General features: G+C 71.8%; 22 protein-coding genes. 2 read left to right on the top strand and 20 right to left on the bottom strand.

What is annotated here, in order from left to right; all coding sequences use genetic code 11:
- Positions 1 to 131 precede the first annotated feature (131 nt).
- From ACFT32_RS33700 to ACFT32_RS33675, 6 genes are all read right to left on the bottom strand, one after another.
- Positions 132 to 1,253 carry an LOG family protein gene (locus ACFT32_RS33700; protein WP_382496855.1) on the bottom strand — a complete coding sequence of 374 codons (1,122 nt, stop codon included), beginning with the start codon at positions 1,251 to 1,253 and terminating at the stop codon, positions 132 to 134.
- Positions 1,254 to 1,277: 24 nt separating this feature from the next.
- Positions 1,278 to 1,685 carry a VOC family protein gene (locus ACFT32_RS33695; RefSeq protein ID WP_382496853.1) on the bottom strand — a complete coding sequence of 136 codons (408 nt, stop codon included), beginning with the start codon at positions 1,683 to 1,685 and terminating at the stop codon, positions 1,278 to 1,280.
- Positions 1,686 to 1,809: 124 nt separating this feature from the next.
- Entirely contained in the window at positions 1,810 to 3,252 is a 1,443-nt protein-coding gene (locus ACFT32_RS33690; protein WP_382496851.1) for a hypothetical protein, read from the bottom strand.
- Positions 3,234 to 3,983, bottom strand: a complete 750-nt coding sequence (locus tag ACFT32_RS33685; protein WP_189728044.1) for an ABC transporter ATP-binding protein — start codon at positions 3,981 to 3,983, stop codon at positions 3,234 to 3,236. The genes ACFT32_RS33690 and ACFT32_RS33685 overlap by 19 nt, the downstream gene beginning before the upstream one ends.
- Before the next feature lie 206 nt (positions 3,984 to 4,189).
- A complete protein-coding gene (locus ACFT32_RS33680; RefSeq protein WP_382497411.1) occupies positions 4,190 to 5,557 on the bottom strand; it encodes an aspartate aminotransferase family protein in 1,368 nt (455 codons plus the stop codon).
- A 13-nt stretch (positions 5,558 to 5,570) separates the two neighbouring features.
- Positions 5,571 to 6,110 carry an Lrp/AsnC family transcriptional regulator gene (locus tag ACFT32_RS33675; RefSeq protein WP_382496849.1) on the bottom strand — a complete coding sequence of 180 codons (540 nt, stop codon included), beginning with the start codon at positions 6,108 to 6,110 and terminating at the stop codon, positions 5,571 to 5,573.
- A gap of 164 nt (positions 6,111 to 6,274) precedes the next feature.
- On the opposite strand from ACFT32_RS33675, the gene ACFT32_RS33670 reads away from it, so the two are divergent.
- On the top strand, positions 6,275 to 7,723 hold the full coding sequence (locus ACFT32_RS33670; protein WP_382496847.1) for a gamma-aminobutyraldehyde dehydrogenase: 1,449 nt from the start codon (positions 6,275 to 6,277) through the stop codon (positions 7,721 to 7,723).
- Between the two features lie 59 nt (positions 7,724 to 7,782).
- Here ACFT32_RS33670 and ACFT32_RS33665 read toward each other — a convergent pair whose 3' ends face one another.
- The 12 genes from ACFT32_RS33665 to ACFT32_RS33610 form a co-directional block, all read right to left on the bottom strand.
- On the bottom strand, positions 7,783 to 9,390 hold the full coding sequence (locus ACFT32_RS33665) for an NADase-type glycan-binding domain-containing protein (RefSeq protein WP_382496845.1): 1,608 nt from the start codon (positions 9,388 to 9,390) through the stop codon (positions 7,783 to 7,785).
- The gene (locus ACFT32_RS33660; RefSeq protein WP_382496843.1) at positions 9,387 to 9,953 is read right to left on the bottom strand and encodes a phage tail protein; all 567 of its coding nucleotides are present in this window, start codon (positions 9,951 to 9,953) and stop codon (positions 9,387 to 9,389) included. Before ACFT32_RS33660 ends, ACFT32_RS33665 begins: the two co-directional genes overlap by 4 nt.
- A gap of 25 nt (positions 9,954 to 9,978) precedes the next feature.
- Positions 9,979 to 11,940, bottom strand: a complete 1,962-nt coding sequence (locus ACFT32_RS33655) for a putative baseplate assembly protein (RefSeq protein ID WP_382496840.1) — start codon at positions 11,938 to 11,940, stop codon at positions 9,979 to 9,981.
- On the bottom strand, positions 11,940 to 12,362 hold the full coding sequence (locus ACFT32_RS33650) for a GPW/gp25 family protein (protein WP_189728055.1): 423 nt from the start codon (positions 12,360 to 12,362) through the stop codon (positions 11,940 to 11,942). The genes ACFT32_RS33655 and ACFT32_RS33650 overlap by 1 nt, the downstream gene beginning before the upstream one ends.
- A gap of 58 nt (positions 12,363 to 12,420) precedes the next feature.
- Positions 12,421 to 14,328, bottom strand: coding sequence for a VgrG-related protein (locus ACFT32_RS33645; RefSeq protein ID WP_382496838.1), 1,908 nt, complete (start codon positions 14,326 to 14,328; stop codon positions 12,421 to 12,423).
- Complete coding sequence (locus tag ACFT32_RS33640) at positions 14,328 to 15,053, bottom strand: LysM peptidoglycan-binding domain-containing protein (protein ID WP_382496836.1); 726 nt, start codon at positions 15,051 to 15,053, stop codon at positions 14,328 to 14,330. Before ACFT32_RS33640 ends, ACFT32_RS33645 begins: the two co-directional genes overlap by 1 nt.
- Before the next feature lie 17 nt (positions 15,054 to 15,070).
- The gene (locus ACFT32_RS33635) at positions 15,071 to 15,493 is read right to left on the bottom strand and encodes a phage tail protein (RefSeq protein ID WP_382496833.1); all 423 of its coding nucleotides are present in this window, start codon (positions 15,491 to 15,493) and stop codon (positions 15,071 to 15,073) included.
- A gap of 16 nt (positions 15,494 to 15,509) precedes the next feature.
- Positions 15,510 to 15,968: an extensin gene (locus tag ACFT32_RS33630; RefSeq protein ID WP_382496831.1), complete on the bottom strand. Its 459-nt coding sequence runs from the start codon at positions 15,966 to 15,968 to the stop codon at positions 15,510 to 15,512.
- Between the two features lie 3,378 nt (positions 15,969 to 19,346).
- The gene (locus tag ACFT32_RS33625; RefSeq protein WP_382496829.1) at positions 19,347 to 19,505 is read right to left on the bottom strand and encodes a DUF6760 family protein; all 159 of its coding nucleotides are present in this window, start codon (positions 19,503 to 19,505) and stop codon (positions 19,347 to 19,349) included.
- Positions 19,502 to 20,011: a hypothetical protein gene (locus ACFT32_RS33620; RefSeq protein WP_382496828.1), complete on the bottom strand. Its 510-nt coding sequence runs from the start codon at positions 20,009 to 20,011 to the stop codon at positions 19,502 to 19,504. The genes ACFT32_RS33625 and ACFT32_RS33620 overlap by 4 nt, the downstream gene beginning before the upstream one ends.
- The gene (locus tag ACFT32_RS33615; RefSeq protein WP_189728071.1) at positions 20,011 to 20,454 is read right to left on the bottom strand and encodes a phage tail protein; all 444 of its coding nucleotides are present in this window, start codon (positions 20,452 to 20,454) and stop codon (positions 20,011 to 20,013) included. Before ACFT32_RS33615 ends, ACFT32_RS33620 begins: the two co-directional genes overlap by 1 nt.
- 56 nt (positions 20,455 to 20,510) lie before the next feature.
- Positions 20,511 to 22,109 (bottom strand): phage tail sheath subtilisin-like domain-containing protein, encoded by a 1,599-nt coding sequence (locus tag ACFT32_RS33610; protein ID WP_382496826.1) that lies wholly within the window; start codon positions 22,107 to 22,109, stop codon positions 20,511 to 20,513.
- Positions 22,110 to 22,388: 279 nt separating this feature from the next.
- Here ACFT32_RS33610 and ACFT32_RS33605 point away from each other — a divergent pair, with 279 nt between their 5' ends.
- The gene (locus ACFT32_RS33605; protein ID WP_382496823.1) at positions 22,389 to 23,792 is read left to right on the top strand and encodes an RICIN domain-containing protein; all 1,404 of its coding nucleotides are present in this window, start codon (positions 22,389 to 22,391) and stop codon (positions 23,790 to 23,792) included.
- A gap of 11 nt (positions 23,793 to 23,803) precedes the next feature.
- Here the strand turns inward: ACFT32_RS33605 and ACFT32_RS33600 are convergent, their stop codons facing one another.
- Positions 23,804 to 25,816, bottom strand: a complete 2,013-nt coding sequence (locus tag ACFT32_RS33600; RefSeq protein ID WP_382496820.1) for an ATP-binding protein — start codon at positions 25,814 to 25,816, stop codon at positions 23,804 to 23,806.
- Positions 25,813 to 26,505: a DUF4255 domain-containing protein gene (locus ACFT32_RS33595; protein ID WP_382496818.1), complete on the bottom strand. Its 693-nt coding sequence runs from the start codon at positions 26,503 to 26,505 to the stop codon at positions 25,813 to 25,815. The genes ACFT32_RS33600 and ACFT32_RS33595 overlap by 4 nt, the downstream gene beginning before the upstream one ends.
- Positions 26,506 to 26,530: the final 25 nt, after the last annotated feature.

The raw sequence follows: 26,530 nt of genomic DNA, 5'->3' as shown, positions 1-26,530 counted from the left end.
GATGCGTAATGCGGGGGGCTGAGGCAGTGGTGACGGGACATCAGCACTACCGGGAGACTCACAGGTTTATAAGCGCCGCATAAGTAGTGTCAACGCATATGCCGCTTGCAAGCACTTGCTTTGCCTGCTTATTAACCGCCGAGACGTTTCAACGCCTCCGGCGCCTCCTCGATCCGCTCGACCAGCGCGATCCGCGCCTCCATCGAACGCCCCCTGGCCAGCGACTGGAGCAGCGGCCACGTCGGCAGCTTCTCCGTCCAGTGCGCGCGGTTCACGAGCACCATGGGCGTCGGCTCGCCACGCGACTCATAGTAGTTCGGCGTCGCGTTGTCGAAGATCTCCTGTACGGTGCCGGCGGCGCCCGGCAGGAACACCACACCCGCGGTGGACCGGGCCAGCAGGCCGTCCTCGCGGGTGGCGTTGGCGAAGTACTTGGCGATGTGCGAGGCGAAGGCGTTCGGCGGCTCATGGCCGTAGAACCAGGTCGGGATGCCGACGGAACGTCCGCCCTGCGGCCAGCGGGTGCGTATCTCGAAGGCGGCCGCCGCCCACTGGGTGATCGACGGGGTGAAGCGCGGTGCCTTGCCGAGCAGTTCGAGCGACTCGGTGAGCATCTCGTCGTCGAACGGGGCGGCGTACGCGCCGAGGTTGGCCGCCTCCATGGCGCCGGGGCCGCCGCCGGTGGCGACCGTGAAACCGGCGCGGGCCAGTTCGCGGCCGAGCCGCGCCGCCCCCGCGTACTCGTCGGTGCCCCGGGCCATCGCGTGGCCGCCCATCACGCCCACCACCCGGGCGCCGGACAGGAGTTCGTCGAGCGCGTCCGAGACGGAGTCGTCGTGGACCGCGCGCAGCATGGACGCGTAGATGTCGCCGTCGGCCTTCGTGCGCTGGAACCAGGCGTAGGCACGGGCGTCGGGCGTGGCCTCGTAGCCGTCCGGCAGGGAGGCGAAGAGCTCGTCCGGCGAGTAGACCAGGCCGCGGTAGGGATCGAAGGGCAGATCCGGGACGGGCGGGAAGACCAGGGCGCCGTCGCCGCGTATCTTCGCGGCAGCGTCCTCGCGCATCGCGCAGCCGAGGAATATCGCGCCCGCGGTGTCCGTGGTGAGCAGTTCGCGCGTACGGTCCGTCAGGTCGACGGCCTGGACGCGGTGACCGGCGAGTGTGCCGCGCGCCGAGACGGTCGCGTCGAACTCCTCGAGCGTCTCGATCTCACGGTCGTCATGGTGGGCCGCATGGGCGGGCATCGTCTGCACCCGCCCATGCTGGCACAGCGGGTCTCAGCCCTGGACGGCCGCCGGGTCCATCCACACGACCTCGAAGGTGTGGCCGTCCGGGTCGTCGAAGGCGCGGCCGTACATGAAACCGTGGTCCTGGGTCTCGCCGGAGACGGAGCCGCCGGCCGCGACCGCCTTCTCCACGAGCTCGTCGACCTTCTCGCGGCTCTCCGAGCTCAGCGCGATCAGCACCTCGCTGGTGGTCTTCGAGTCGGCGATCTTCTTCTTCGTGAACTGGGAGTACTTCTCCCCGTTGTGCACCATCACGACGATGGTCTCGCTGATCACGACCGAGGCGGTGGTGTCGTCACTGAACTGCTCGTTGATCGTGTAGCCGAGCTCCGAGAAGAACTTCTTCGAGGCGGCGACGTCGCTGACACACAGGTTCACGAAGATCATCTGCTGGTACATGTGCGGTCTCTCCCATCGGGGGGGTGCTATCAAGTCCGTGTCGTTACGCGGGGATAGACCGGGGGTCCGCGCGGAACTCATCGCGGTCCGGAGATTTTCTTCGTACGAGTTCTCAGACGGGCTCTCAGCGCGCCAGCGGCAGCGCCGCCAGCTCCGCGACCGTCAGGGTGAGCGGGGCGAACAGGGCGAGCAGCGCCCCCGCGCGCAGGGCCGCGGCACTGCGCAGCATGGTCGCCGGGGCGCCCAGCCGCAGCAGCGCGGAGGTGGTGTCGGCGCGGGCCTGCCGGGCCTCGACGGCGGCCGTGAGGAGCGTCGCCACGGTGCAGCCGGTCACGAGGAGCACGCCGAGGAGGGTGAGCGGACCGAGCGACAGTCCGTCCGGGGCGTGCAGCAGCGTCATCGCGTAGGTGGCCGACAGCACCGCGCAGACAACGCCCAGGGGGCGGCCGATGCGGGTGGCCTCGGTCATGAGGATGCGGCCGGCCAGCAGCCGCAGGGCGCCGGGGCGGGCCGACTGGAGCAGCCGGCCGCACAGGTGGGTCAGACCGGGACCGACCAGGGCCAGTCCGACGGTGGCCAGGATCCAGCCCGCCATGACGCCGGGGGAGGCGCCGGAGAAGGTGAGGTCGGGCGCCTTGGGGGCGGTACGGCTCGCGTAGGTCTCCACGGCGAGCCCCGCGGCCAGGACGGTGATGCCCCAGGGGAGGCCGGAAGGGGCGGCGGTGGGGACGCCGTCGGCCGTGACGGCGTCCGGCAGCGCCGCCTCGGAGGCCGTGGGGGCGTCGGCGGTGTCCGGTGCCGCGGTGTGCCGGGCGGACTGCTGAGCGGGGTCCTCGAGCGTGCCGACCGCGCTCCCGGTGTCCGTGACGGTCACCGCCGATGCCGGTTCGCCGGTCCGCGCCGGCGGGGGCCCGCTCTGCTGCCCGGCGGGAGCGTCCCCGGGCCGGGTGATCTGCCGGCCGAAACGGCCGTACGCCCCGAAGGTCTCGAGGGTGCCCACGCGCCGGTACGCGCCGAAGCGGCCGTACACCACCCTGGCCGCCGCGGCCGCCCGCTGCTCCCTGGGCCGCAGCGCCAGCACCACCGCGAGGGACGCGCCCGCGGGCACGAGCGCCAGCAGCGTCAGGGCCCCCGGCAGCGGCAGCGGCCGGTCCGCGGCGAGGGCCTCGGCGGCCGCGCCGTCGAAGGGCAGGCCCGTAAGGTCGCCCCGCAGATGCAGGAAGAACAGCAGGGCCAGCATCGAGCCCAGGACGCAGGACAGGGCGGTCGTCGTCGCCGCGACGGCCATCAGGCGCAGCGGGCCGAGGCCGATCGCGGAGAGGCCGGGGCGGGGCTTGGTGCCGGGATCGGTGCGGGCCACCGCCAGGGCGAAGTACACCGTGGCGGCGAGGGGCGCCGCGCACCAGGCCAGGCGCAGCAGGGCGGTGCCGGGGTCGCCGGGGTGGCCCAGCGCGTAGCCCAGGGCGCAGAGCAGCAGGAAACCCGTGCCCGCCGAGGCCGCCGCGACCAGCAGGCGGCGCAGCTGGACGGCGGGGTTGGCGGCGCGGGTCAGACGGAGAGCGAGCACGCCGCCCGGCCTTCCGGCTCGGTGGTCTCCGCGACCGGAGGCAGGTGCACCGTCTGCACGCGCCGCCCGTCCAGCAGGAAGACCGTGCGGTCGGCGAGGGCCGCGGTGTCCGGGTCGTGGGTGGCCAGGACGACCGTGATCCCGTGCGAGCGGGCCGCCGTGGTGAGGGTGCGCAGCGCGTGGGCGCGGTCGGCGCGGTGCAGGGGCGCCGTCGGCTCGTCGGCGAACAGGACCGAGGGCGCCGGGGCGAGGGCGCGGGCGATGCACACCCGCTGGCGCTCGGCCTGCTTCAGCTGGTGCGGGCGCTTGCGGGCGCCGTCGCCGATGTCCAGCCGCTCCAGCCATTCCAGGGCCGCCCGCTTGGCGCGGCGCCGGCTGGTGCCGCGCAGCATCAGCGGCAGGGCGGCGTTCTCCCAGGCGTTGAGTTCCGGGACCAGCGAGGGGACCGGGTCGATCCAGCCGAAGCGGTCGCGGCGCAGCCGCTCGCGGGTGAGGGCGCCCATGGTGTGCACGGGCACGCTGTTGAACCAGACCTCGCCGCGCCGCACGGGCGCCAGGCCGGACAGGCACCGCAGCAGGGTCGTCTTGCCGCTGCCGCGCGGGCCGCTGACGGCGAGGATCTCGCTCTCCCGGACGCCGAGGGAGACGCCGCAGAGCGCGGGTGAGCCGTCGTGGTGCTGGAAGTGCAGGGCGCGTGCCCAGAGCACGTCGTTGTCCGGCGGGGCCTCCATGGGCGTACACCTCGGTTCAGATCCGTAGTTCCCGTGCCATCCCCCGTGCGGGGGAACGAAGGCGGGGCCGATCAGTCACTGGGCACGCTAGGCAGAAGGCGGCGGGACGCCGGACAGCACGCGGCCCCGGGCCGCCGTTTCTCACTCGAACGGGCGGCTCCGGGGCTGGCGTTGATCGTCCGGTCAGACGATCGGAGCGATGACGGTCAGAGCTTCGTCCAGGCCTCCGAGAGGGTGGCCCGCAGGATCTGCTCGATCTCGTCGAACGTCGACTGGTCGGAGATCAGCGGCGGGGCGAGCTGGACGACCGGGTCGCCGCGGTCGTCGGCACGGCAGTACAGGCCGTTGTCGTACAGCGCCTTGGAGAGGAAGCCGTACAGGACGCGCTCCGTCTCCTCGTCGTTGAAGGACTCCTTGGTGTTCTTGTCCTTGACCAGCTCGATGCCGTAGAAGAAGCCGTTGCCGCGGACGTCGCCGACGATCGGCAGGTCGTGGAGCTTCTCCAGGGTGGAGCGGAACGCGCCCTCGTTGTCGAGGACGTGCTGGGTGAGGTTCTCGCGCTCGAAGAGGTCGAGGTTGGCGAGGCCCACGGCCGCGGAGACCGGGTGGCCGCCGAAGGTGTACCCGTGCAGGAAGGTGTTGTCGCCCTTGTAGAACGGCTCGGCCAGGCGGTCCGAGATGATGCAGGCGCCGATCGGGGAGTAGCCCGAGGTCATGCCCTTGGCGCAGGTGATCATGTCCGGGACGTAGTCGAACTTGTCGCAGGCGAAGATCGTGCCCAGCCGGCCGAAGGCGCAGATGACCTCGTCGGACACGAGCAGTACGTCGTGCCGGTCGCAGATCTCGCGGACGCGCTGGAAGTAGCCGGGCGGGGGCGGGAAGCAGCCGCCCGCGTTCTGCACCGGCTCCAGGAAGACCGCGGCGACCGTGTCCGGGCCCTCGAAGAGGATCTGCTGCTCGATCTGGTCCGCGGCCCAGCGGCCGAAGGCCTCCGGGTCGTCGCCGAAGAGCGGGGCGCGGTAGATGTTGGTGTTCGGGACCTTGTGCGCGCCCGGGACCAGCGGCTCGAACGGGGCCTTCAGAGCCGGCAGGCCGGTGATGGACAGTGCGCCCTGCGGGGTGCCGTGGTAGGCGACCGCGCGGGAGATGACCTTGTGCTTGGTGGGCTTGCCGGTCAGCTTGAAGTACTGCTTGGCCAGCTTCCAGGCGGTCTCGACGGCCTCGCCGCCGCCGGTGGTGAAGAAGACCTTGTTCAGGTCGCCCGGGGCGTGGTGCGCGAGGCGCTCGGCCAGCTCGACGGCCTTGGGGTGGGCGTAGGACCACACCGGGAAGAACGCCAGCTCCTGCGCCTGCTTGAAGGCGGTCTCGGCGAGCTCGACACGGCCGTGCCCTGCCTGCACCACGAACAGGCCGGCGAGGCCGTCCAGGTAGCGCTTGCCCTGGTCGTCGTAGATGTAGGTGCCCTCGCCACGGACGATCGTGGGTACGGGGGCCTTCTCGTACGACGACATGCGCGTGAAGTGCATCCACAGGTGGTCGTACGCGGACTGGGAGAGGTCCTTGCTCACGGCTATCGGGTCCTCACGATTATCGGGTTCCCCACATGTAGGTCTGCTTCTTGAGCTTCAGGTAGACGAAGCTCTCCGTCGAGCGCACACCGGGCACGGCCCGTATGCGTTTGTTGATGACCTCGAGGAGGTGGTCGTCGTCCTCGCAGACGATCTCCACCATCAGGTCGAAGGAGCCCGCGGTCATCACCACGTACTCGCATTCGGGCATGGCCGTCAGCGCGTCCGCCACCGACTCCACGTCGCCCTCGACGTTGACGCCGACCATCGCCTGTCTGCGGAAGCCCACGGTGAGCGGGTCCGTGACGGCGACGATCTGCATCACGCCCTGGTCGAGCAGCTTCTGGACGCGCTGGCGCACGGCCGCCTCGGAGAGGCCGACGGCCTTGCCGATGGCGGCGTACGGCCGGCGGCCGTCCTCCTGGAGCTGTTCGATGATGGCGAGGGAGACGGCGTCCAGCTGGGGCGCGCTGCCGTTCCTGGACTCGCGGGAGGACTCGCGGAGTTCCCGCGGCCCCTTCTGGTCTGCGCTTCGACTGGCCACGAGCTCACTGTGCACGAGGTCTCGTCACTTCCGCAAGGCGTGATCGATGAAATCCGTTGTTTTGATTGCCGAAGCCTGCGGATTCCGCACGAATCAAGGGAGTGGGGGTGTTGAAAACGTGGACCTGGCGACTAGGGTGGGTGTCTCAAGTACTGGACATCCGAACTGGAGGGTCGGCAGTGAGCACCGAGCTTCGACGGCTGCGCAAGCTACGCAATTACATCGCCGGTGAGTTCCGGGACGCCGCCGACGGACGGACCACCGAGGTGGTCAATCCCGCGACGGGTGAGGCGTACGCGACCGCTCCGCTGTCCGGGCAGGCGGACGTGGACGCCGCGATGGCGGCGGCCGCCGAGGCCTTTCCCGGCTGGCGCGACACCACGCCCGCCGAGCGTCAGAAGGCACTGCTGAAGATCGCGGACGCCTTCGAGGAGCGCGCCGAGGAACTGATCGCGGCCGAGGTGGAGAACACGGGCAAGCCCATCGGGCTGACCCGCTCCGAGGAGATCCCGCCGATGGTCGACCAGATCCGCTTCTTCGCGGGTGCGGCGCGGATGCTGGAGGGCCGCTCGGCCGGCGAGTACATGGAGGGCCTGACCTCCATCGTCCGCCGTGAGCCGGTCGGCGTCTGCGCGCAGGTCGCGCCGTGGAACTACCCGATGATGATGGCCGTGTGGAAGTTCGCCCCGGCGCTCGCGGCGGGCAACACCGTCGTCCTGAAGCCGTCGGACACCACCCCGGCCTCGACGGCCCTCATGGCCGAGATCATCGGCTCGGTCGTCCCCAAGGGCGTCTTCAACGTGATCTGCGGCGACCGTGACACCGGCCGCATGATGGTCGAGCACGACACCCCGGCGATGGCCTCCATCACCGGCTCGGTGCGCGCCGGCATCCAGGTCGCCGAGTCCGCCTCCAAGGACGTCAAGCGCGTCCATCTGGAGCTGGGCGGCAAGGCGCCCGTCGTGGTCTTCGAGGACACCGACATCGCCAAGGCCGTCGAGGACATCTCGGTCGCGGGCTACTTCAACGCGGGCCAGGACTGTACGGCCGCCACGCGCGTGCTCGTCCACGAGTCCATCCACGACGAGTTCGTCTCCGCGCTGGCGAAGGCCGCGTCCGAGACGAAGACGGGGCAGCCGGACGACGAGGACGTGCTGTTCGGCCCGCTCAACAACCCCAACCAGCTCAAGCAGGTCGAGGGCTTCATCGACCGGCTGCCGGCGCACGCGCGCGTGGAGGCCGGCGGCAAGCGGGTCGGCGACAGGGGCTACTTCTACGCGCCGACCGTCGTCTCGGGCCTGAAGCAGGACGACGAGATCATCCAGAACGAGGTCTTCGGCCCGGTCATCACCGTCCAGTCCTTCTCCGACGAGGAGCAGGCCGTGACGTGGGCCAACGGCGTCGAGTACGCGCTGGCCTCCTCCGTGTGGACCAAGGACCACGGCCGCGCGATGCGCATGTCCAAGAAGCTCGACTTCGGCTGTGTGTGGATCAACACCCACATCCCGCTGGTCGCCGAGATGCCGCACGGCGGCTTCAAGAAGTCCGGCTACGGCAAGGACCTCTCGTCGTACGGCTTCGACGACTACACGCGGATCAAGCACGTGATGACGTCGCTGGACGCGTAGTCACCCGGTAAGGCTCGACGGCCCCGGACGGTTGCTTTCCGTCCGGGGCCGCCGCGCGCTCAGGCGCTGTTCGCGCTCGACGGGCCGAAGAACTCGATCTCCGCGATGGCGACCTGCTTCTTCGCCGATATGCCGTGGGCGGACTCGATGGTGAAGCGGACGGCGGTGACCTCGCCCACGCGGAAGGCGCGCCGCTGGGGGCCCGCGCCCTGGTCGAGGGTGATCTGACGTGTCGTCTTCTTGCCGTCGGCCCCCGTGATCGTGGCCTCCAGACGATGCGGGAGCGCCGACTCACGGAGCTTGTCGGGGCGGATGGAGACGCCCGGCGTGATGATCAGGTCCAGGAGCCGGGTCGGCCGGTCGAAACGGGCCTCCACCCACTGGCCCTTGCCCGACTCGGAGACGCCCGGGCCCCACCAGGTGTCGTTGAGCTTGTCGAAGGCCAGGTCCGGCTTGTGGCCCGGGAAGTAGCGGGACGCGGCGTAGCGGTCCGGGGACACCTCGGCGCGCTTGGTGAAGTGGTCGCGGGTGGCCTGGATGCCCTGGGGGATGTTGATCACCAGAACGACCAGCAGGGACAGCACGATCACGATGCCCAGCCAGGACAGGACCCGGTCGAAGGCACGGCGCAGCCGGGGGCGGTCGCCCGCCCACGGTGCCTCCTGGCTGCCGAAGGGACCGAGCCGTCGCCACCAGGGGAGCCGGATCGGGCCGGCCGGGCCGTCGCCGGCCATGGGCATCGCGCACCGGGCGCAGAAGTGCCGCTCGGGCCGGTTGCGGGTGGCACACCACGGGCAGGGGGCGCCGCCGTCCATGCCGTGTTCCTGACCGGGGGCGCGTACGGCCTGCGGGCGCTGCGGTTCGGGGCGGCCGGGCAGGACCGGGGCGACGTAGGGGTGCGGGTCGGGCTGGGGTTCGGGTTCGCCGACCGGGATGAGGAGGCGGCGGGCGCGGTCGGTCATGCCGTGCGTGTCGGGGCCGGAGCCGGTGTCGGCGTCGGCGGGGTGGTGCGGGGTCCGGGTGGCCGGGGGGATGGGTTCGGTGGGGGCGGTTTCGTCCGGGGGCGGGGTGGTGGCTGTGGTGTCGGGGCGGGCGTGGGTGCCGGGGCTCGGCACGGTGGTGCCGGGTGTACCGGGGTGGTCGCCGTGCCGGGAGGAGGCCGCGCCCTCGTCGGGGGCAGGGTCGGATGCGCGGGGGGTCGTGGCGGCGGTGCGGGTGGCGCCCTGGTGCGTCGCCGTGCCGGTGCCGAGCCGCTCGCGGGGTGTGCGGGCCAGGCCCGTACCGCCGTCCGGCCGGGCGAAGGCGTCCCAGCCGGGCTCGGGCGAGGGGGAGGAGGCACCGCCCGGCTCACCGTCGGGCCTCGCGTGCCCGGCGGGCGCCGAAGCCCTGGAACCTCCGGCGGGTCCGGTGGTCCCGGAGCCTCCGGCGGGCTCGGACGCCCTGGCCGGCCCGGTGGACCCGGGCTCGCCGGCACTCTCCGAGGTCCGGGAGGGGCCGGAACGCTCAGCGGCCCGGCCCGGAGCGGGCGGCCCGGACGCCCCGGCGCGGGGGCCGGTGCTGCCTGCCGGGCGGTCCGTCCAGCTCAGTACCGCCCCGCAGGCGTCGCAGAAGGACTGGCCCGGCTCCGCGCGGGTGCCGCAGTCGGCGCAGTTCTGGGGGGTTGTCATGTCTCCCGGGTCCTTTCGGCGGGGGCACCGGCGGTCACCTGGACCGTGTACGGCATATGAGCGGGGCGGGCGGCGGACACGAGGGTCTCCAGGCGGTAGCGGTCCGCGGGGGTCGGGGCGGGAAGTCGTAGATGGACGTGCAGACGGGGGCGGGGCGCCCCGGGGAACGGGCCGAGCGGCCGGGCGTTCCACGCGGCGCCACCGCTCTCGGTGATCTCGGGCTCCACACCGAACGCGAGCCGGACCGCCTCCGACAGCCCGCGGCGGGTGCCGCGGATGCGGTGCAGATACGCGGCGGCGGCCACGGCCGCCCGCAGACGGGCCTCGGGTTCGTCGCCCGCGGTCTCCGCGCCCACCCAGCTCCCCAGCCACTGGGTGAAGTCCAGCGGGGTGAGGGACGGGCGGAAGTAGGTGTCGAGACAGTCCAGCACGCTCAGGATCGGGGCGATCACGTCGTCGAGCCCGGCGACGAACCGCTGGGCCAGGTCGTCGTCGGCGAAGACGGCCGGCAGCATCGTGCCGATCGGCGCGGAGGACCCGAGGCCGTCGATCGAGCCCCTCATACGCCGCCCCCCATCAGATCCCCCTTCACGAACCGTCTCCGATCACCCGGACGCGGTGGTCGAACGAGAACACCAGCGACGGCGCGGACAGATCGATCCGGTTCGTCGGCTCGCCGCGCTTGCCGGTGAGCGGGTCCGCGGGGTGCAGGACCACCTCGTCGACCAGCTCCACCCCCGGTACGCGTTGCAGCACCGCGAACACCTCCCCGGCCTGGACCGGCCGCCCGAACGGCCAGCCGGTGCCGTCCGTGCCGCCGGTCAGCGGATCGAGGTGCCGGTAGAGGGCGTCGTGCGCCTCCCGGCGCACCCGGTCGGTGTCGACACCCCGGAACGCATGCACCGTGGCCACCACGGTGACGCCCTGGTAGTACGGCGGGCCCACCGCCAACCGGGTCCCGATCAGGCGCCGTTCGTCCAGATGCCGGGTGATGCGGTCCAGCAGCGCGTCACCGGGCACGAGTTGTTCGAAGCGCAGCCGGCCGCCGGGGTCGGGCACGGCCTGCGGCACGACCAGCACCCGTACCGCGTAGGCCCCGTGCTCGCCCTCCTCGCCCTCCAGGCAGGTGATGCGAGCCGTCTCCGGGGCGGCGCGGCGGGCCAGCTCCTCGTAGTCGCGCAGCGTCACGGCACGCTCCTGGGCGCGCAGGGTGATCGGGGCCCGGATTTTCGCCTCCTCCACCGTCTCCCCGTCCACACCGCCGCGCGCGGCCTCGCGGTTGACGACCTCGGAGACGTACGGGATGGAGGTGCGCAGGACCTGTACGGCACCGCGCGCGACATTGCCCGCGCGGCCGCCGCCCGTGCGGTAGCGGCGGGCCCGGACGGGTGCTCCCTTGGGGGCGACCATCCCGTACTGCCGCAGGGACCCGTCGGGTTCGCGCACGGCCGGGCCGAAGGCGATCTCGCCGGTCGTGGCGTCGAGGGTGATGTGCCGGTCGTACGGCCCGGAGCCCGCGAAGTTCGGGACGACCCGCCAGTCCGTCCAGCCGTCGTGCTCCGCGGTCTGCAGCAGCACCGGCGGGTCGTCGCCGACCACGGGCGCGTGCACCAGGCGCAGCCGCTGCCCCGGCAGCCCGGTGGACTCGCCGAGCGCCTCGTCGTACACCGTCTCGGCGTGCACGGCGGCGGTCGTGCCGCCGATCGTGAAGGCCTCGGCGGCCCGCACGGTGGGCGAGGTGGTGTAGAAGGGCTGGTTCGGCCGGGGTTCGGTGACCCGGCAGCGCAGCCAGCCGGCCTCCTGGCCGGCGTTGCGGGACAGCACATGCCCGCCGGGGATGTGCAGGACCACCTCGCCGGGCCGGTTCAGGCCGCCCGTGCCGTCCCGGTCGACCTCACAGGGCTGCCAGCCGTCCGCGGTCCACGCCTCCCACACCAGCGGCGGCTGGCGCGGGTCCACGCCGACGCCGTCCACCCGGCTGTCCAGGTCCAGGGCGACCGCGCAGTGCGGGACCGCGGCGGTCAGGCCGAACAGCACGGCGTCTCCGGGGCCGGGCGACTCGGCGAAGCACAGCAGGTCCTTGTCCTCCTCGGCGAGGTCGGAGGTCCGGTCGGCCATCGGCTCACCCCGGTGCTGCACCAGCAGATGACGCAACGCGCAGGGCACCACCGTCAGTTCGCGCTCGGTGGCGAAGACCACCGCCTCCTCGCTCTCGGTGCGCAGCGTGGCGACCTCCGTCCCCACCGGCACCCACACCGCCTCCTCCTGCGGAGCCGACAGCCAGAAACTCACCTCGGTGCGGGCCGCGGACGGCGGGAACAGGGTGATCCCGACCAGGTCCAGGAACGCCAAGTGGTTCTTCTCCGGCACCCGGTTGAGCCGGTAGACGATCTGGTCGGCCATGTGGGCGACCGTCTCGACGAGGGTGACGCCGGGGTCGGAGACGTTGTGGTCCGTCCACTCCGGGGCGCGCTGCTGGATGTAGCGCTTGGCGTCGTCGACGAACTGCTGGAAGCGGCGGTCGTCGAGGTTGGGGGAGGGCAGTGCCATCAGCGGTCGCTTTCGGGGGCGTCGGGCTCGTCGTGGGACGGAATGACGTAGAAGGGGAAGACCAGGCTGCGCGGGTTGTTGGTGCCGCGGATCGAGTACCGGACGTCGATGTAGAGGACGCTCTGGTCGGTGCCGGCGGAGACCTCGACGTCGTCGACCTCGATGCGCGGCTCCCAGCGGTCCAGGCTGGCGTACACCTCGTGCTGGATACGGCCCGCCGTCTGCTCGTTGACCGGCGCGAACACCAGGTCGTGGATCGCGCAGCCGAAGTCCGGCCGCATCGGCCGCTCGCCCGGAGCGGTCGACAGGACCAGCCGGATCGCCTCCTCGATCTCCCGCTCCCCGCTGACCAGGGCGATCCCGCCGGTCGGCCCGATGCGCAGCGGGAACGACCAGCCGGAGCCGACGAACTGCTCGGCCATCAGAACCACACCCTGTCTTTTGGAGAACGTCTTTTCCGGCGGCCTTTTCCGGAATCGGTCATGGGATCGGCATCGGCACGGGAATGGTGGTGACGCCGAACACCTTCGAACCGATGAGGGTGGTCGGGGACTTGATCGTCGTGTTGGCGAGCGAGTTGATCTGCACGGTGCCGACGCCGGTGAGGTTCGCGACGCCCTTCGCGTCCAGGTTCAGGGCGCCCAGCGCGTTCACGCTGATCGCTCCGGCGGCCCGCATGTTGACCACTCCGCCGCCCTGGATGGTGAGCGGCCCGCCGCTCTTGAGGGTCAGGCTGCGCCGGGCGCTCAGCAGGAGGTCGGCGCCGGCCTCCACCGACACGGACCGGCTGCCCTTGATGGTGACCGAACCCTTGCTGTCCACGATGATCTCGGTCTTCGTCCGGTCCAGGTTGATGACCAGCTGCTTGTCGCCGGAGGCCAGCCGGACACCCTGCTTGCGCAGACCGGTCTTCTGGCTGAGCAGGTCCAGCCGGTTGCCGTCCCGGTCCGAGACGGTGTGCCGGCTCGCCTTCTTGCGCACGGTGTCGTGCAGCGGCACGTCGTTCACGGGCGTCGGCTTGTCCTTGCCGTTGTAGAGCCCGCCGATGACGAAGGGATGGTCGAGGGCTCCCCGGTCGAACCCGACGAGCACCTCGTCGTTGACGTCCAGCGGGAAGATGCCGCCGCCGCCGAGGCCGCCCCACTGCACGGTTCGCGTCCAGTCGCTGACATAGCTGTCGTCCAGCCAGGGGAACTGCAACCGGACCCGCCCCTGCTTGAGCGGGTCGTTCACATCGGTGACCAGGGCGTTGGCCACGCTCGGCAGCCGCGGCGCGCTCTCGGCGCCGCCGGAGGCGAGCCCGTACAGCGAACGCCACTGCCGCCCGCTGACCGTCACCCACGCCTCGTAGTGCCTGCCGTCGCCGAAGACATGACGTACGGACGTGGCCGTGTACTTGCCCTCGAAGGGCTGCCCGACGTCCGAGAGCGTGACCGGAACTCCCGGGCGCAGCTTGGGATTTCCGCGCGCGACGACCTCCATCTCGGCGAACGAGGAGGTGAGGTCGTCGGCGAGGGCGTCGGCGGCGAACTTCACCTCGTTCTGCCGGTCGTACGGCGTGCCCGTCTCGACCAGTTTGGCCGGCTTGAACTTGCCGGCCGCCGCGCCGGGCGTCGTGCCGATGCCGATGCCCGGGTTGTCGGTGGCGGGCGCGGTCGCCGTCAGCTTCTTCTTCGTCGTGACGTCCCAGCCCCGCGCCTCGACCTTGCCGATCTGGTCGGCGGCGGTGACGGCGGACCGCAGCCGCAGGATGTCGTGCCCGGCCTGGAGCACGAACGGGCTCCGGTCGCCGTCGGTCTTCGGCGAGGGCGCCCCGGACGACGGCTTCGGCTTCACGAACTGGAACTTGCCGTCCGCGTCGACGGACATCACCATCTCGTTCTCGTCGGCGAGCCGCGCGAGGAAGTCCCAGTCGGTGACGTTCGACTGGCTGATGAATTCGTACACCGTCTTCGTCGACTGCACCCGCCCCATGGGCACCCCGCCCTGCGCGGCGAGCTTGCGCGCGATGTCCGACGCGCTCTGGTTGCGGTAGGCGGCCACCCGGCGGCGCCGCAGCAGACGGTGCCCCAGGTCGTAGCCGCGGATCACGGTGAAGGTGCCGGTGCCGTCGTAGTCGGCCTCAAGACCCGTGACCTCGCCGGTCAGCAGCGGGTCGGCGGCGCCCTGGCCGTCGGACACCGGCGTGATGACCACCGGCGTGCCGAAGGTGACCTTCAGATCGCGCAGGAGGATCCGGTACGGGTCCCGGAACGTGAGCCGGAACGCGGCGGGCACCCCGGCGCCCTGGTCGACGTAGCTGTCGACCAGCGCCCGGGCGAAGTCGGGCGGCAGCTTGGCGCCCCCGAGCTTCACCTCGACGACGTTGGAGAACGCGGACTGCACCATTACGGACGTACCTCCTCGGCGGCGGGCAGCACCAGTTCCGCACCGGCCGGCAGCCGGGACGGGTCGTCGATGCCGTTGGCCTCGGCGATCGAGCGCCAGGCGGCGGCGTTGCCGTACTCCCGCCAGGCCAGCGACTGCAGCGAGTCGCCCGCCACGACCCGGTGCACGCGCTGCGCGGTGAGCGCGCCCGACGTCGGGTTCTGCCTCTTGGTCTTGCTGGGGATCTCGTGCAGCTGGAGCCGGCAGGTGGCGCGGATGGGCACGCCCGTCGTGCCGAAGAGGGAGTACGTCGCCTCCACCGAGCTCACATACGCCGTGAACCGGGCGGTGGAGAACGACCCCCACTGGAACACCACCCAGGGCGGCGACGGCTGCTTCGCGGCGATGCTGGCGTTGGTCACCTCGCAGCAGGCGAGCAGCGACTCCACCTTCTTCAGCACGGTGTTGCCGGTCGGCTTGGCGGAGGAGTCGAGGAAGATCTCCACGCTCATCTCCCGCGCCTCGGCGCCCATGAACTCCGGCAGGGAGCCGTCCCGTTCGATCTGCGCGGGCGTCGACTTCCACTGGGCGCGGCGGGTCAGGGACAGCTGCGATGGATTGAAGTCGAAGCCGAAGGTCTTGATGATCCCGCCGGGCGTGGTGCTCTTGCCGACGGGAGGTTCGTGGATCGCGAGCGTTGCCCTTACGAGGCTCTTTCCGGCGCCCTTGCTGCTGGCTCGTGCCATGTCTCTGTGCCGCCCCTTCAGTCCGTGAACCCGTGGTGGGCGATCTCCAGGACCTCGGTCGCCACGGCCGGGTTGGCGGGGTCCAGGCTGGGACCGCTCCAGCTCACCGGCAGTACGTCGATCAGCCCCCAGCGGGCCACCTCCGAACCGTCCGCGCGCAGCGCCGCGATCTGGGCGGTGGGCCGCTTGATCCCGGTCTGCACGGACGAGATCCACTTGGCCACTTTCGTGGTGTCCGGGGTGAGGGGGCGGGTCAGCCGGATGGTGGAGAAGGTGACACGGGTGGGCAGCTGCCAGACGAACCCGTTGTTGCCGCCCTCCTGGCGCTGCTCGACCTCCACCTGGGACGACAGCCCTTCGCATCCGTTGAAGTAGCCGAGGCTCTCACCGTCGATGCTGAGGGTGAACCAGATGGTGGAGCCCGGGTCCTGGCGGGACATCGAGGGCCTTTCTGTATCAGTGGCGGGGGTCGCGGAGTCTGCCGATCCGCTCGCGGTCCATGCGGAGTTCCGTGCGGATCAGCCGGGTGATGCGGCCGATGAGGCGGTGGACCAGTTCGTCGAGCTGGAAGTCGGTGAGCTCACGGGGGTCGAAGCCGCCGTTCGGGATCTCTGTGTAGGCGGGCGGGGGTGGTTGGTTCGCGGACGCGGATGTGGATGCGGGTGCGGGTGCGGATTCCGAGTACGGGGGTGGAGGGTTGGGGCTTTGGTGTGGTGAGGGGGGTGTGTACGGGGGTGGTGCGGTCTGGGCGGTGAGGGTGTCGGCGATGGTGGCGGCCGCGGCTGCCGCGAGGGCGCCGGTGGTGTTCTTCGGGGCGTTCTTGGTGGTGGTCTTCGGCTTCTTCCAGAAGCGTTGGACTACGGGGAGGGGGGAGGTGGGGGTGTTGGTGGTCGGGGGCGTCGGTGCTGGGCTCATGGGAGCGCCCAGGGGGGAGTGGCGGGGCGTGGTGGGGAGTGGGGCCGGGGCCGGCTGCTGGGGTGAGGCGGTGGGCTGTGGGGTGATCGGTGCGCCGAGGCCGAGGTGGGGGATGTGGGGGTGGGTGTGACGTGGGGCGGCGGGCTGTGCGGGGTCGGTTGCCGTGCGGCGGCCGGTCGAGGAGGTGGTGGGAGGGAGTGCCGCTCGCTGAACGGTGCGCACTGACGGTGGAGCGACGGGTGCTTTGGCAGTGCGGGGTGCGGGCGCGATGCCGGTGGGTGCCGGGGTAGGCGTGTCGGCAGGTGGGCGGGCTGGGGTGGGGGTGCCCGGCGATGGCGATGTGGGCGTGGTGGCCTGGTCGGGTGTCGGTGCGGAGTTGAGGGTGGGTGGTGTGGCGCCGTTGCCGGGCTGGGGGTGGGGCGGTCGGGCAGGGGTGGTGGCCTGCTGGCGTTGGACCGTTGGGGAGGGATGGCCTGACGGTGGTGTGGGGCCGCTGGTGGGTTTCGGGTGGCTGTCCCGGAGGGGTGCCGGTGCGGTGTTGCCGGTGGGTGACGTCGTGGCGGCGTTGTGCGCCGGTCCGGTGCCCGGGCTGGTGGATGACGGCTGCGGCCGGGTGGGGGTGGTCTGTTGGCGTTGGACGGACCGGATCGGTGCGGCTGCGGCGTCGGTCGTGCTGTGTGGGTGCGGGTGTGGGTGTGGGGACTTGCCCGGCGTCGACGGAGTGTCCGTACTGCCGGACTGGGTGGACTGGGTGGACGGGGTGGACAGGGTGGGCCCTTGCGCCCCGGCCGGTCCTGACGGCGGCGTCACCGCACCCGGCCGGGGCACGGACCCCTTCGGCGGCGTGAGTACTGTCTCCGCAGCCGGGCTGTTCGTCGTACGGCTCGTGGGGGCCGGGCCCGAGGGGAGAGCGTGGCCTCGTTCGGTGGTGTCCGGGGCGTTGCCGTGGCCGGTGACCGCGCGCTGCACAGGGGCCGGGGCTGCTCGGCGGGGCGGGGGTGCGTCAACTCCCGGCGTTCGCCGCGTTGCCGGGAGCGTCCGTCGCTGTACTGGTGCCGCTCCCGCCTGCGTCCTCGTCAAGGAGTCGGGCCGGGAAGGCCGGCTTGCCGGAACGGGTGTCACGTGGAGGCCGGGAACGGGGAGCGGTGCGGCGAGCTCCTCCCTGACGGGCGGCGGTATCGGAGACACCACCGGAACTGCCTGGGCAGCCGAAGTGACGGGAGTGGTCGAACGGGCGGTCGCAGCACGTGCGACTGCCGGGGCCGGCCGCGACCCGCCACCCGAAGGTGCGGAGCCGCTGCCTCTACCCAGCCGCTGGACCACGAGTGCGTGCCCACCGGCAGCCCTTGCGACTCCGCCGGCCTCCGCACTCGCGGCGGGCCCGGGGGTCATGCGGGCTTCCGCCCCGACGCCGGCACGCTCCGGGCCCCCAGGGGCGTCTGAGGCCCCGACACTCTTCGAGGCTCCGGCACCCTGCGACGCCTCGGGAAGCCCCGAGGCCGGGGGAGTCTTCGAGCCTTCGGCAGCTTTCGAAGCCCCGGCACGGTTTGAGGCTGCGGGAGTTCCCGATGCGCCGGGAGCCTCCGAGCCTCCGGCACTCTTCGATGTCCCAGGAGCCCCGGAGGCCTCGCCAGCCTTGGATGCCCCGGGAATCCTCGAAGTCTGGGGAGCCTTCGAGGCTCCGGCACCCTGCGACGCCTCGGGGAGTCCCGAGGTCCGGGCAGTCTTCGAGCCCTCGGCAGCTTTCGAAGCCCCGGCACGGTTTGAGGCTGCGGGAGTTCCCGATGCGCCGGGAGCTTCCGAGCCCCGGGCACCCTTCGACGTCCCAGGAGCCCCGGAGGCCTCGCCGGCCTTCGATGCCCCGGGAATCCTCGAAGTCTGGGGAGCCTTCGAGGCTCCGGCACCCTGCGACGCCTCGGGGAGTCCCGAGGTCCGGGCAGTCTTCGAGCCCTCGCCAGCTTTCGAAGCCCCGGCACGGTTTGAGGCTGCGGGAGTTCCCGATGCGCCGGGAGCCTCTGAGCCTCCGGCACTCTTCGATGTCCCAGGAGCCCCGGAGGCCTCGTCGGCCTTGGATGCCTCGGGAATCCTCGAAGTCTGGGGAGTCTTCGGGTTTCCGGCATTCTTCGAGGCTGCGGGAGTTCCCGATGCGCCGGGAGCTTCCGAGCCCCGGGCACCCTTCGACGTCCCAGGAGCCCCGGAGGCCTCGCCGGCCTTCGATGCCCCGGGAATCCTCCAAGCCCGGGGAGCCTTCGAGTTCCCGGCACTCTTCGAGGCTGCGGGAGTTCCCGATGCGCCGGGAGCTTCCGAGCCCCGGGCACCCTTCGACGACCCAGGAGCCTCGGAGGCCTCGCCGGCCTTCGACGCCCCGGGAATCCCCGAGGCTCCGGGAACCTCCGAGCCCCGGGCACCCTTCAAAGCCCCGGGAGTACCCGAGGCTCCGGGAGCCTTCGAGCTTCCGGCACCCTCCATGGCCCCGGGAACCTTCGAGCCTCCGGCAGCACCCTCCAGTGCCCCGGGAGCCGTCGAGTCTCCGGCACTCTTCGAGGCCTCGGGAGGCTTCGAAGTCCGGTGAACCTTCAGACCCCCGGCGCCCTTCAAAGCCCCGGGAGTCCCAGAGGCCCTGAGAATCCTTGAGCCCCCGGAAACCGTCGAACCCCCGGAGCCCTCCGACCCCGAAGGCACCCCCGAGCCCCCCGAAACTCCAACAGCACCCCCTGACCTGGCGGGACCGGTACCAGCACCAGCATCAGCACTGACCCCGGCACCAGCCCGGGCCCCGTTCGACCCAACCGCCCTCGCCGGAATCTCCCGCAACGGCACCGCAGGTGTCCGCTGTACCACCGGCTCCGGGCCGGTCAACGGCAGGGTTCCCGTGGGGCGTTCGAGGCCGAATACCGGTCGGCCCGACGTCGGGTGCGAGAGGTCGCCGAGCAGTGTGCGCGACTGCCCGTTGAGGACCGCGGGCGACGCCGTGCCCGCGAAGGACGGGTTCTGCCACGTCGGCAGGCGCCCGCCGAACCCCGCGTCCGCGACCCCGGCCTCCCGCCCGGAGGCCAGGGCCCGCTGGATCGCCGGCAGCCTCGACCAGGCGGCGCTCACCACGGGACCGGCACCCGTACCGGCACCCGCACTCGTACCGGCACCCGCACTCGTACCGGCACCCGCACTCGTACCGGCACCCGCACCCGTACCGGCACCCGCACCCGTACCGGCACCCGCACTCGTACCGGAGGCCGCCCCACTGGTGTCCGTACCGGCACCCGCACCCGTACTCGCGGCAACACCGCCCACCGGTACCGCCTCAGCGGCAGCGACCCCGTCGCCACCCTCAAGCCCGCCGCCCCGCCGTCCCCGCAACCGGTCCAGGAACCCCATGCCTCAGTCCTCCGCCCCGGCCCGCGTGACCAGGGACGCGATCTCGGCCGTGTAGCGGCGGCGGTCGCGGTGTTCCAGGTCCAGGATCTCGTCCATGCTCCAGTGGAAGTGGTAGGCGACGTACGCGATCTCCTCGTGCAGCCGGTCGGTCGCGTACGTCACGATTCCCCCAGGCGGCTCCCGCCGAGTTCCACCTCGAAGGGCTCCGCGCAGTGCGGGCACTCCACGGCCGCGCGGGTGTGGCCCTCCGCGTTGATCTGGCGGTAGAAGTCCTGGAGGAAGGCGAGGTCCGAGGCGAACATGTTCTCCACGGTCCCGTCGTGCACATTCGGCAGCGTGCCGAGCCGGGTGATCACCCGGCCCAGCAGCACCACCGACAGGAACGCCGGGTTCTCCTGCACCCGTACGTCCCGCAGCGGCACGAGTTCGTCCCGGGCCGTCGACAGGCGCATCACACCGTCGCGGTGGACGGTGCCCGACTCGTCGACGTACCCGCGCGGCAGCTGGAAGGGGAACTCGGTGCGCAGTTCGTACTGTTGCTGCGGCGCGGCCTGCTCCGGGACCGGAGCGGCGGGCGGGGCCTGCGTCGGCCCCGGCCCCGCCGGCCCCGCCGCGTCGGCGCCCGCGTGCATGACCGCGCCGCCGGCCCTGGCGGCCGTACGCCGCATTACTCGATGTCCAGTTCTTCGAACACGATGGTCACGGTCTCGGTGAGCGCCGACGCCTCGCCGGCCTTCACGGTGCTCGTGTCGATCTTGCTGCACCACGCGTTGCGCATGTTGTAGCGCTTCACCGGGTTGCTCTGGTAATCCATCATGATGATGGACGCGTTCTTGCGGGCCGTGCTCATCTGGCCGGTGATCGACTGGTTGATCCACTCGGTGAACGCGGCCGACTGGGTCATACCGCGGACGACCGTGCAGGTCCCGTTCTTCTTCACGCCCGGCAGGTTCACGACCTTGTTCTGGCCGTTCTGGGTGTTCTGCTGGTACGTGATGACGTCCTGCTCCATGGACAGGCCGCTGACCTCGGCGAGGTACTCGACCATGACGCCGTCGATCTGCAGCCCGAAATTGTGTGAGGTGAGGGAGTCACCCGGCGAAAGGCTCATGTGCTGTTCGCAGTCCTTCTAGGGGGTCTTGGTGGATGGCGGGTGTGCGGCCGGGGCTACTCCTCCAGCTCCCCGCCGCCGCTGGAGAACTGGGCCAGCCTGAAGATCACGAACTCGGCGGGCTTCACCGGGGCGATGCCGATCTCGCAGACCACCCGGCCGACGTCGACCGACTCCGGCGGGTTGGTCTCCTCGTCGCACTTCACGTAGTACGCCTCTTCGGGGCGCTGGCCGAACAGGGCGCCGTCGCGCCACTCGTTGACCAGGAACGCCGAGATGTTGCGCCGGATCCGCGCCCACAGATTGTGGTCGTTCGGCTCGAACACCACCCACTGGGTGCCGATCAGGATCGACTCCTCCAGGTAGTTGAAGTACCGGCGGATGTTGAGGTAGCGCCAGGCCGGGTCGGAGGAGAGGGTGCGGGCGCCCCAGACGCGGATGCCGCGGCCGGGGAAGGCGCGGATGCAGTTGACGCCGATCGGGTTGAGCAGGTCCTGCTCGCCGCGGGTGATCTGCAGTTCCAGGTCGACGGCGCCGCGGACGACCTCGTTGGCGGGGGCCTTGTGGACGCCGCGCTCGGAGTCGTTGCGGGCCCAGATGCCGGCGACATGGCCGCTCGGCGGCACCAGCCGGGAGTGGCCGGTGGCCGGGTCGAAGGTCTTGATCCAGGGGTAGTACAGGGCGGCGTACTTGGAGTCGTAGCCGGCGGTCTCCTGGCGCCAGACCCGGATCTGGCGGGCGTTCATGCCCGGCGGCGGGTCGATCACGGCGACCCGGTCGCCCATCAGCTCGCAGTGCGCGATCAGCCCGAGCTGGACCGCCTTGACGGCCTCCAGGTCGATCGCGCCGCGCTGGTAGGCGGCCATCAGGTCGGGGACGGCCACCATGGAGACCTCGTCCACGGCCTCCAGACCGCCGAAGCCGGTGCGGTCGGCGGAGTCGCCGAGGTACTGGGCCGGGCCCGGATGCGAGGCGTCCGCGTTCCCGGTGGGTGCGGCGGGGGCGGCGGGCGCGGGCGCCGGGGCCGCGAGGGCCACCGTCTGGTTGTCCGGGCGGGCCAGCTGCGCGGCCGGCGCGGCCTCGGTGACGGTGATGAGCTTGGAGCGCTCCTTGACCTGCGTGACGACGTAGTTGCGGCCGCCCTTCTTGGCGGTCACGTCGAACGTCTCGACCGGCTTGTCGCCGTCCTTGACGATCAGCTTGAACCGCTCGGCGGGGCCCTCGCCCTCGGGGTCCGCGACCTCGACGCTCAGATCGCCCTGCGCCACGGCGGTGACGGCGAAGGTGCCGAGCTGCTTCGGCTCGCCCGCGGGCAGCGCGGCCGGGGTGCTGGCGGAACGGCCGGTGACGGCGGCGGGGCCCTGGCCGGCCTCGGCGGGAGCGCCCTCGGAGGAGCCTCCCACGCGGACGACGTAGGCGGCGGAACCGCCGTTGTTGAAGAAGCCGTAGACGGAGTGCGCGAGGTAGTACCCGTCGGTGAACTCACCGAAGGCGGCCACGTACTGCGTCCAGTTGGTGACCAGTGTCGGCTCGTTCAGCGGTCCGGTCGGCGCGAGTCCGACGAAGGCCGCCACCGACGTCCCCACCCCCTCGATCGGGCGCGAGCCGCTGGCCACCTCCTCGACGTAGACGCCGGGCGACAGGTAGGACGGCATGCTCTGCTCTCCTCGGGGTACGAGACACGAACAGCCCTCACCCTCGCGCGCGCCGGACCCGTGCGGGAACGGCCTCCGGTGCCGAAGCGGGGGCAATCCGGTTGCCCGCAAGGGCAGTTCCGGAGGCGCCCCACGCCGGCTCCCGCGCCCGGCTCGTCCTGACGGCGGCCGGCGCACCGGTGCCCGGGACCTGAGGGCCCGCAGCGTGGCCCGTTCGGCCATCCCATCGTGCCCTTTAGCTTCCTGACGCGCCGTGGACACCCCGGCTAGCGTCGCTACGTGAGCCTGTGGACATCTCTGGAACCCGCCTCCGCGACCGTCGACCCGGGCAGCAGCACGCGCGTGCGCCTGCGCCTGCGCAACACCGGTGACGTCGTCGACGAGTACCGCTTCGAACCGGTCGGCCCCGTCGCCCCCTGGACGACGGTCGAGCCGGCGTCCCTGCGCCTCTACCCGGGCACGACCGGCACGGTGGAGCTGACGTTCGCGCCACCGCGTACGCCCGACGCCACGGCGGGCCCGAACCCGTACGCGGTGCGGATCACGCCGACCGAGCATCCCGAGGCGACGACCGTCCCCGAGGGCAACCTGACCATCACGCCGTTCACCGAGGTGCGGGCGGAGCTGGTGCCGCCCACGGTCAAGGGGCGGTTCCGGGGGCGGCCCCGGCTCGCCGTCGACAACGTGGGCAACACCAAGCTGACCGCGTCCCTGAGCGGCAGCGACAACGGCGACGAGCTGTCGTACGACATCCACCCGGCCAATGTGCAGATCGAGCCGGGCCGGGCGGCGTTCGTCAAGACCACGCTGAAGCCCAAGAACATCATCTGGTTCGGGTCGAAGGAGCAGCGGCCGTACACCCTGGCCGTGCAGCGGTCCGGCGCCACGGCGATGCCCGTGGAGGGGACGTTCGTGCAGCGCGGATTCCTGCCGGGCTGGCTGGCGACCCTCTTCGGGATCCTGTTCGCCCTCGCGTTCACCTTCCTCATGCTGTGGCTCGCCTACAAGCCCCCGGTCATCACCAAGGCCGACGCGTCGCCGGCCGCCGCCGGCAGCACCCTCGAGCCGTCCCCGACCCCCACCCCGTCCTTGACCTCGGCGCCGCCCCCGTCGCCCACCCCGCAGAAGCCGGAGGGCGGCGACGGCCAGGGCGGCGGAGGAGGCGGAGGCGCGCCCAAGCAGACCAAGAAGCCCCCCAAGCCCGTGGTGCCGGCGGAGAACATCCTGCTGCGCAACACCACCACCAAGATGTGCGTCGGCCTTCCGGGCACCGGTAAGGACGACGGCCGCCCGCATCAGTACACGTGCAACGAGTCCCCGCAGGGCACCCAGCGGTGGAACCTCGAGGTGACGGAACCGGACAAGGGGCCGGGAGGCCACGCGCTCTTCCTGATCCGCAACGTCAAGGAGCAGCTCTGCGTGGACCTGCCCTACTACGGGGCGGCTGCCGTGCGGTCCCCGATCACCAAGTACACCTGTGACGGCACGACCCGCGACAACCAGCTGTGGTGGATCGACAAGCAGCCGAGCGGCGCCTACTGGATCCGTAACTTCGCCAGCAACAACAAGTGCCTGGACGTGGCCGGTTACAGCACCGGCGTCGACGGCACCAACCTGACCCTCTTCGACTGCTCCAACACCGACGACCAGGAATGGGAAATCGTCAAGCCGTCGGAGGACTGAGCGCGAGGCCGCTACCAGGTGCCTTCCCCCGGCACCAGGCGGCCGGCCTTGCGGTACTCACGGCGGGCGCCCTCCAGGAGGTCGTCCGCCGTGACGTTGTCCCCGCGCCCCGCGGCCAGGTACGCGGCGGTCACCACCGCGCTGCGGATGGAGCCGCCCGCCAGCTCGAAGCCGGAGGCCACCGCGTCGAGTGCGATGCCGTCCGCGCAGGGCACGTGCGACAGGCTGTGCCGCCACAGCGCGACGCGCTGCCCGGCGTCCGGGAACGGGAAGTCGACGATCAGGTCCAGGCGCCGGGTGAACGCCTCGTCGATGTTGGCGCGCAGGTTGGTGGTGAGCAGGGCGATGCCGTCGAAGGACTCCAGCCTCTGGAGCAGGTAGGCGCTCTCCAGGTTGGCGTACCGGTCGTGCGCGTCCTTCACCTCGGACCGCTTGCCGAAGACGGCGTCGGCCTCGTCGAAGAGGAGCACCGCGTCCGTGCGGTCGGCCTCGGTGAAGATGCGTTCCAGGTTCTTCTCGGTCTCGCCGACGTACTTGTCGACGATGGACGACAGCTGGACGACGTAGAGGTCGAGTCCGAGGTCGGCCGCGACGACCTCCGCGGAGAGTGTCTTGCCGGTGCCGGACTCGCCCGCGAACAGGCCGAGGACGCCCCGGCCCCGGCCGCCGCCCGCGCTGAGCCGCCAGTCGCCGAGCACCCGGTCGCGGTGGCGGGCGCGCAGGGCGAGTTCCCGCAGCTGGGTCAGGGGACCGTCGGGCAGCACGAGGTCCCGCCAGTCCACGTCGGGCCGGATCCGGCGGGCATGCCGCTCCAGCCCGGAGGCGGACTGCTGCCGGGCGGCGAGGCGCAGATGGGCGGGGGAGAGCGGGGTCCCGTCGAACTCGGCGAGGCCCCGGGCCGCACGGGCAGCCCGGGTGATGTGGTCACCGGCGAGGTGATACGGGGCGACGGTGGCGGCCAGGTCGAAGCCGGGTTCCCCGCCGAGGGCGGCCGACCAGGCGTCCACCGCGCCCGCGCGCTCTGCGGGTGCCTCCAGGACGAGGGGATCCTGGTCGCACCACTGGGGGTCGTACGGGCGGGACCCGGTCACCAGCACCGGGACGTCGACCGCCGCGGCCAACTCCCGGAACAACGCCGCCGGTTGCTCCGGCAGCCCCGTGACGACGACCGCACGGTCACTCAGCCGGGCCTCCCGCAGCAGCTCCGGGACACGGTCCTCGGGCCCCGTGAAACGCACCGCCGCGATGCCCGCGGCGCGCAGGGCGGCGACGACACAGGGAAGCCCGTCGCCCTCGCGGCGCTCGCGCAGATACACGGTGACCGGAGGGCCGGAGGCCAGCAGGGCGGCCAGCCGGTGGGCGATCCGGGCGGCCTCGTCGTCCGGGGCGGGGAGGTACGTACCGTCCTCCGGTGCGGGCAGTGTCTGCAGATGCCCCGCGAGTGACGCGTCAGGGGTGTCGTCGCCGAGGAGGTGGGAGACGAGGCGGTCCGGTACGCGGAGCGCACGGCTGAGGAAGGGGCGTTCGGGGTCCTCCACGGTGAGCAGTCCGAGCGCGGACAGCGGGGCCGTGGGATGCAGCCGGGACCGTCCCTCGGCCAGGTGGACGGGGATCCCGCACAGGTCCAGGGCGAGCGCGACGGTGGCCCGCCGGCGGCTGACGTCGTCGTTGAGGTAGCCGTACAGCGGCTCGAAGGCGCGGTCCAGGTCGGGGGCGAGGGCAATGAGGAGCAGCGCGGTGTCGAGCTCGGTCAGGCGGAGCCGGGCGGAGAGGTCGGCCAGACGGTCGAGGCCTGCGTCGGGTCCGGGCTGCCCGCCGGGGCCGGTGAGCGGCGACGGCTCGGCCGGGCGCAGCAGATGCCGTACGGCCTCCTCCGACAGGTACAGGCCGCGCAGTGGGTCACCTGCCGTGGGGTCGCCGGCGGACCGGTGCTCCACCAGCAGGGCGACCCGGTCCCGCAGCTCGGCGAGGCGGGAGCGGAGCGCGGTGGCGGGGGTGTCGGTATCGGACGTCCGCGTGGTCATGGCGTGCGGTCCGGCCCCCGGCCCCGGCGCGCCGTTCTGCGGGCCTCCCGGGCCTCTTCGGCCGCCGCCACCTGCCGTGCGCTGTGCGCGCGTTCCTCCGACCGCGGCTGCGTGTCGTCCACGGTGCGGACCCGGACCGCCACGCCCTCGGTGACGGGCGGACCCGCGTCGTACTCGGGGTAGGCCGGGAAGGGAGCGGTGATCACGAGGTCGAGGGACGGCTTGAGTTCGCCGCCGAGCGCGGACCAGATCTCCGCGAGGGAACGCGACTCGGTCTGGGTGCCGGCCACGGACATCGGGATCGTCATGCCCAACGCGCCGAGGGAACCCGGAAGTTCGGAGGCGGCGATCAGCTCGCGCGGGATCAGCGTGGCCAGCACCGCGGACAGCAGCCGGTGTTCGTCCTGGGGCTGCTTCGTCCACGCCGTCACCAGGTACGACAGCCGGAACCAGCGGGGCGGCTGCCGGTGCTTGACGACGAAGTCCCGGTCGTCGTGGATCGGGACATGGCCCCGCTGCCGGCGGGCGACGTCCTCCCGGATGTCGTACAGATAGGCGTTGATCGTGGGCGCGTTGCGGCGGGCGGCCCAGTCACGGGTCGGCGCGTCGAGGGCGACGTCGATGCCGGAACCGGCCAGTGCGCCGCCGCTGAGCAGGTTCTTGAGAACCTCGTCCACCTCGTGGATCACCGATGTGCTCCCGTTCCCACACTGC

Origin of the sequence: Streptomyces sp. NPDC057002 (assembly GCF_042673825.1) — a bacterium.
Taxonomy (GTDB): domain Bacteria; phylum Actinomycetota; class Actinomycetes; order Streptomycetales; family Streptomycetaceae; genus Streptomyces.
This window is presented reverse-complemented; position numbering and strand designations above follow the sequence as displayed.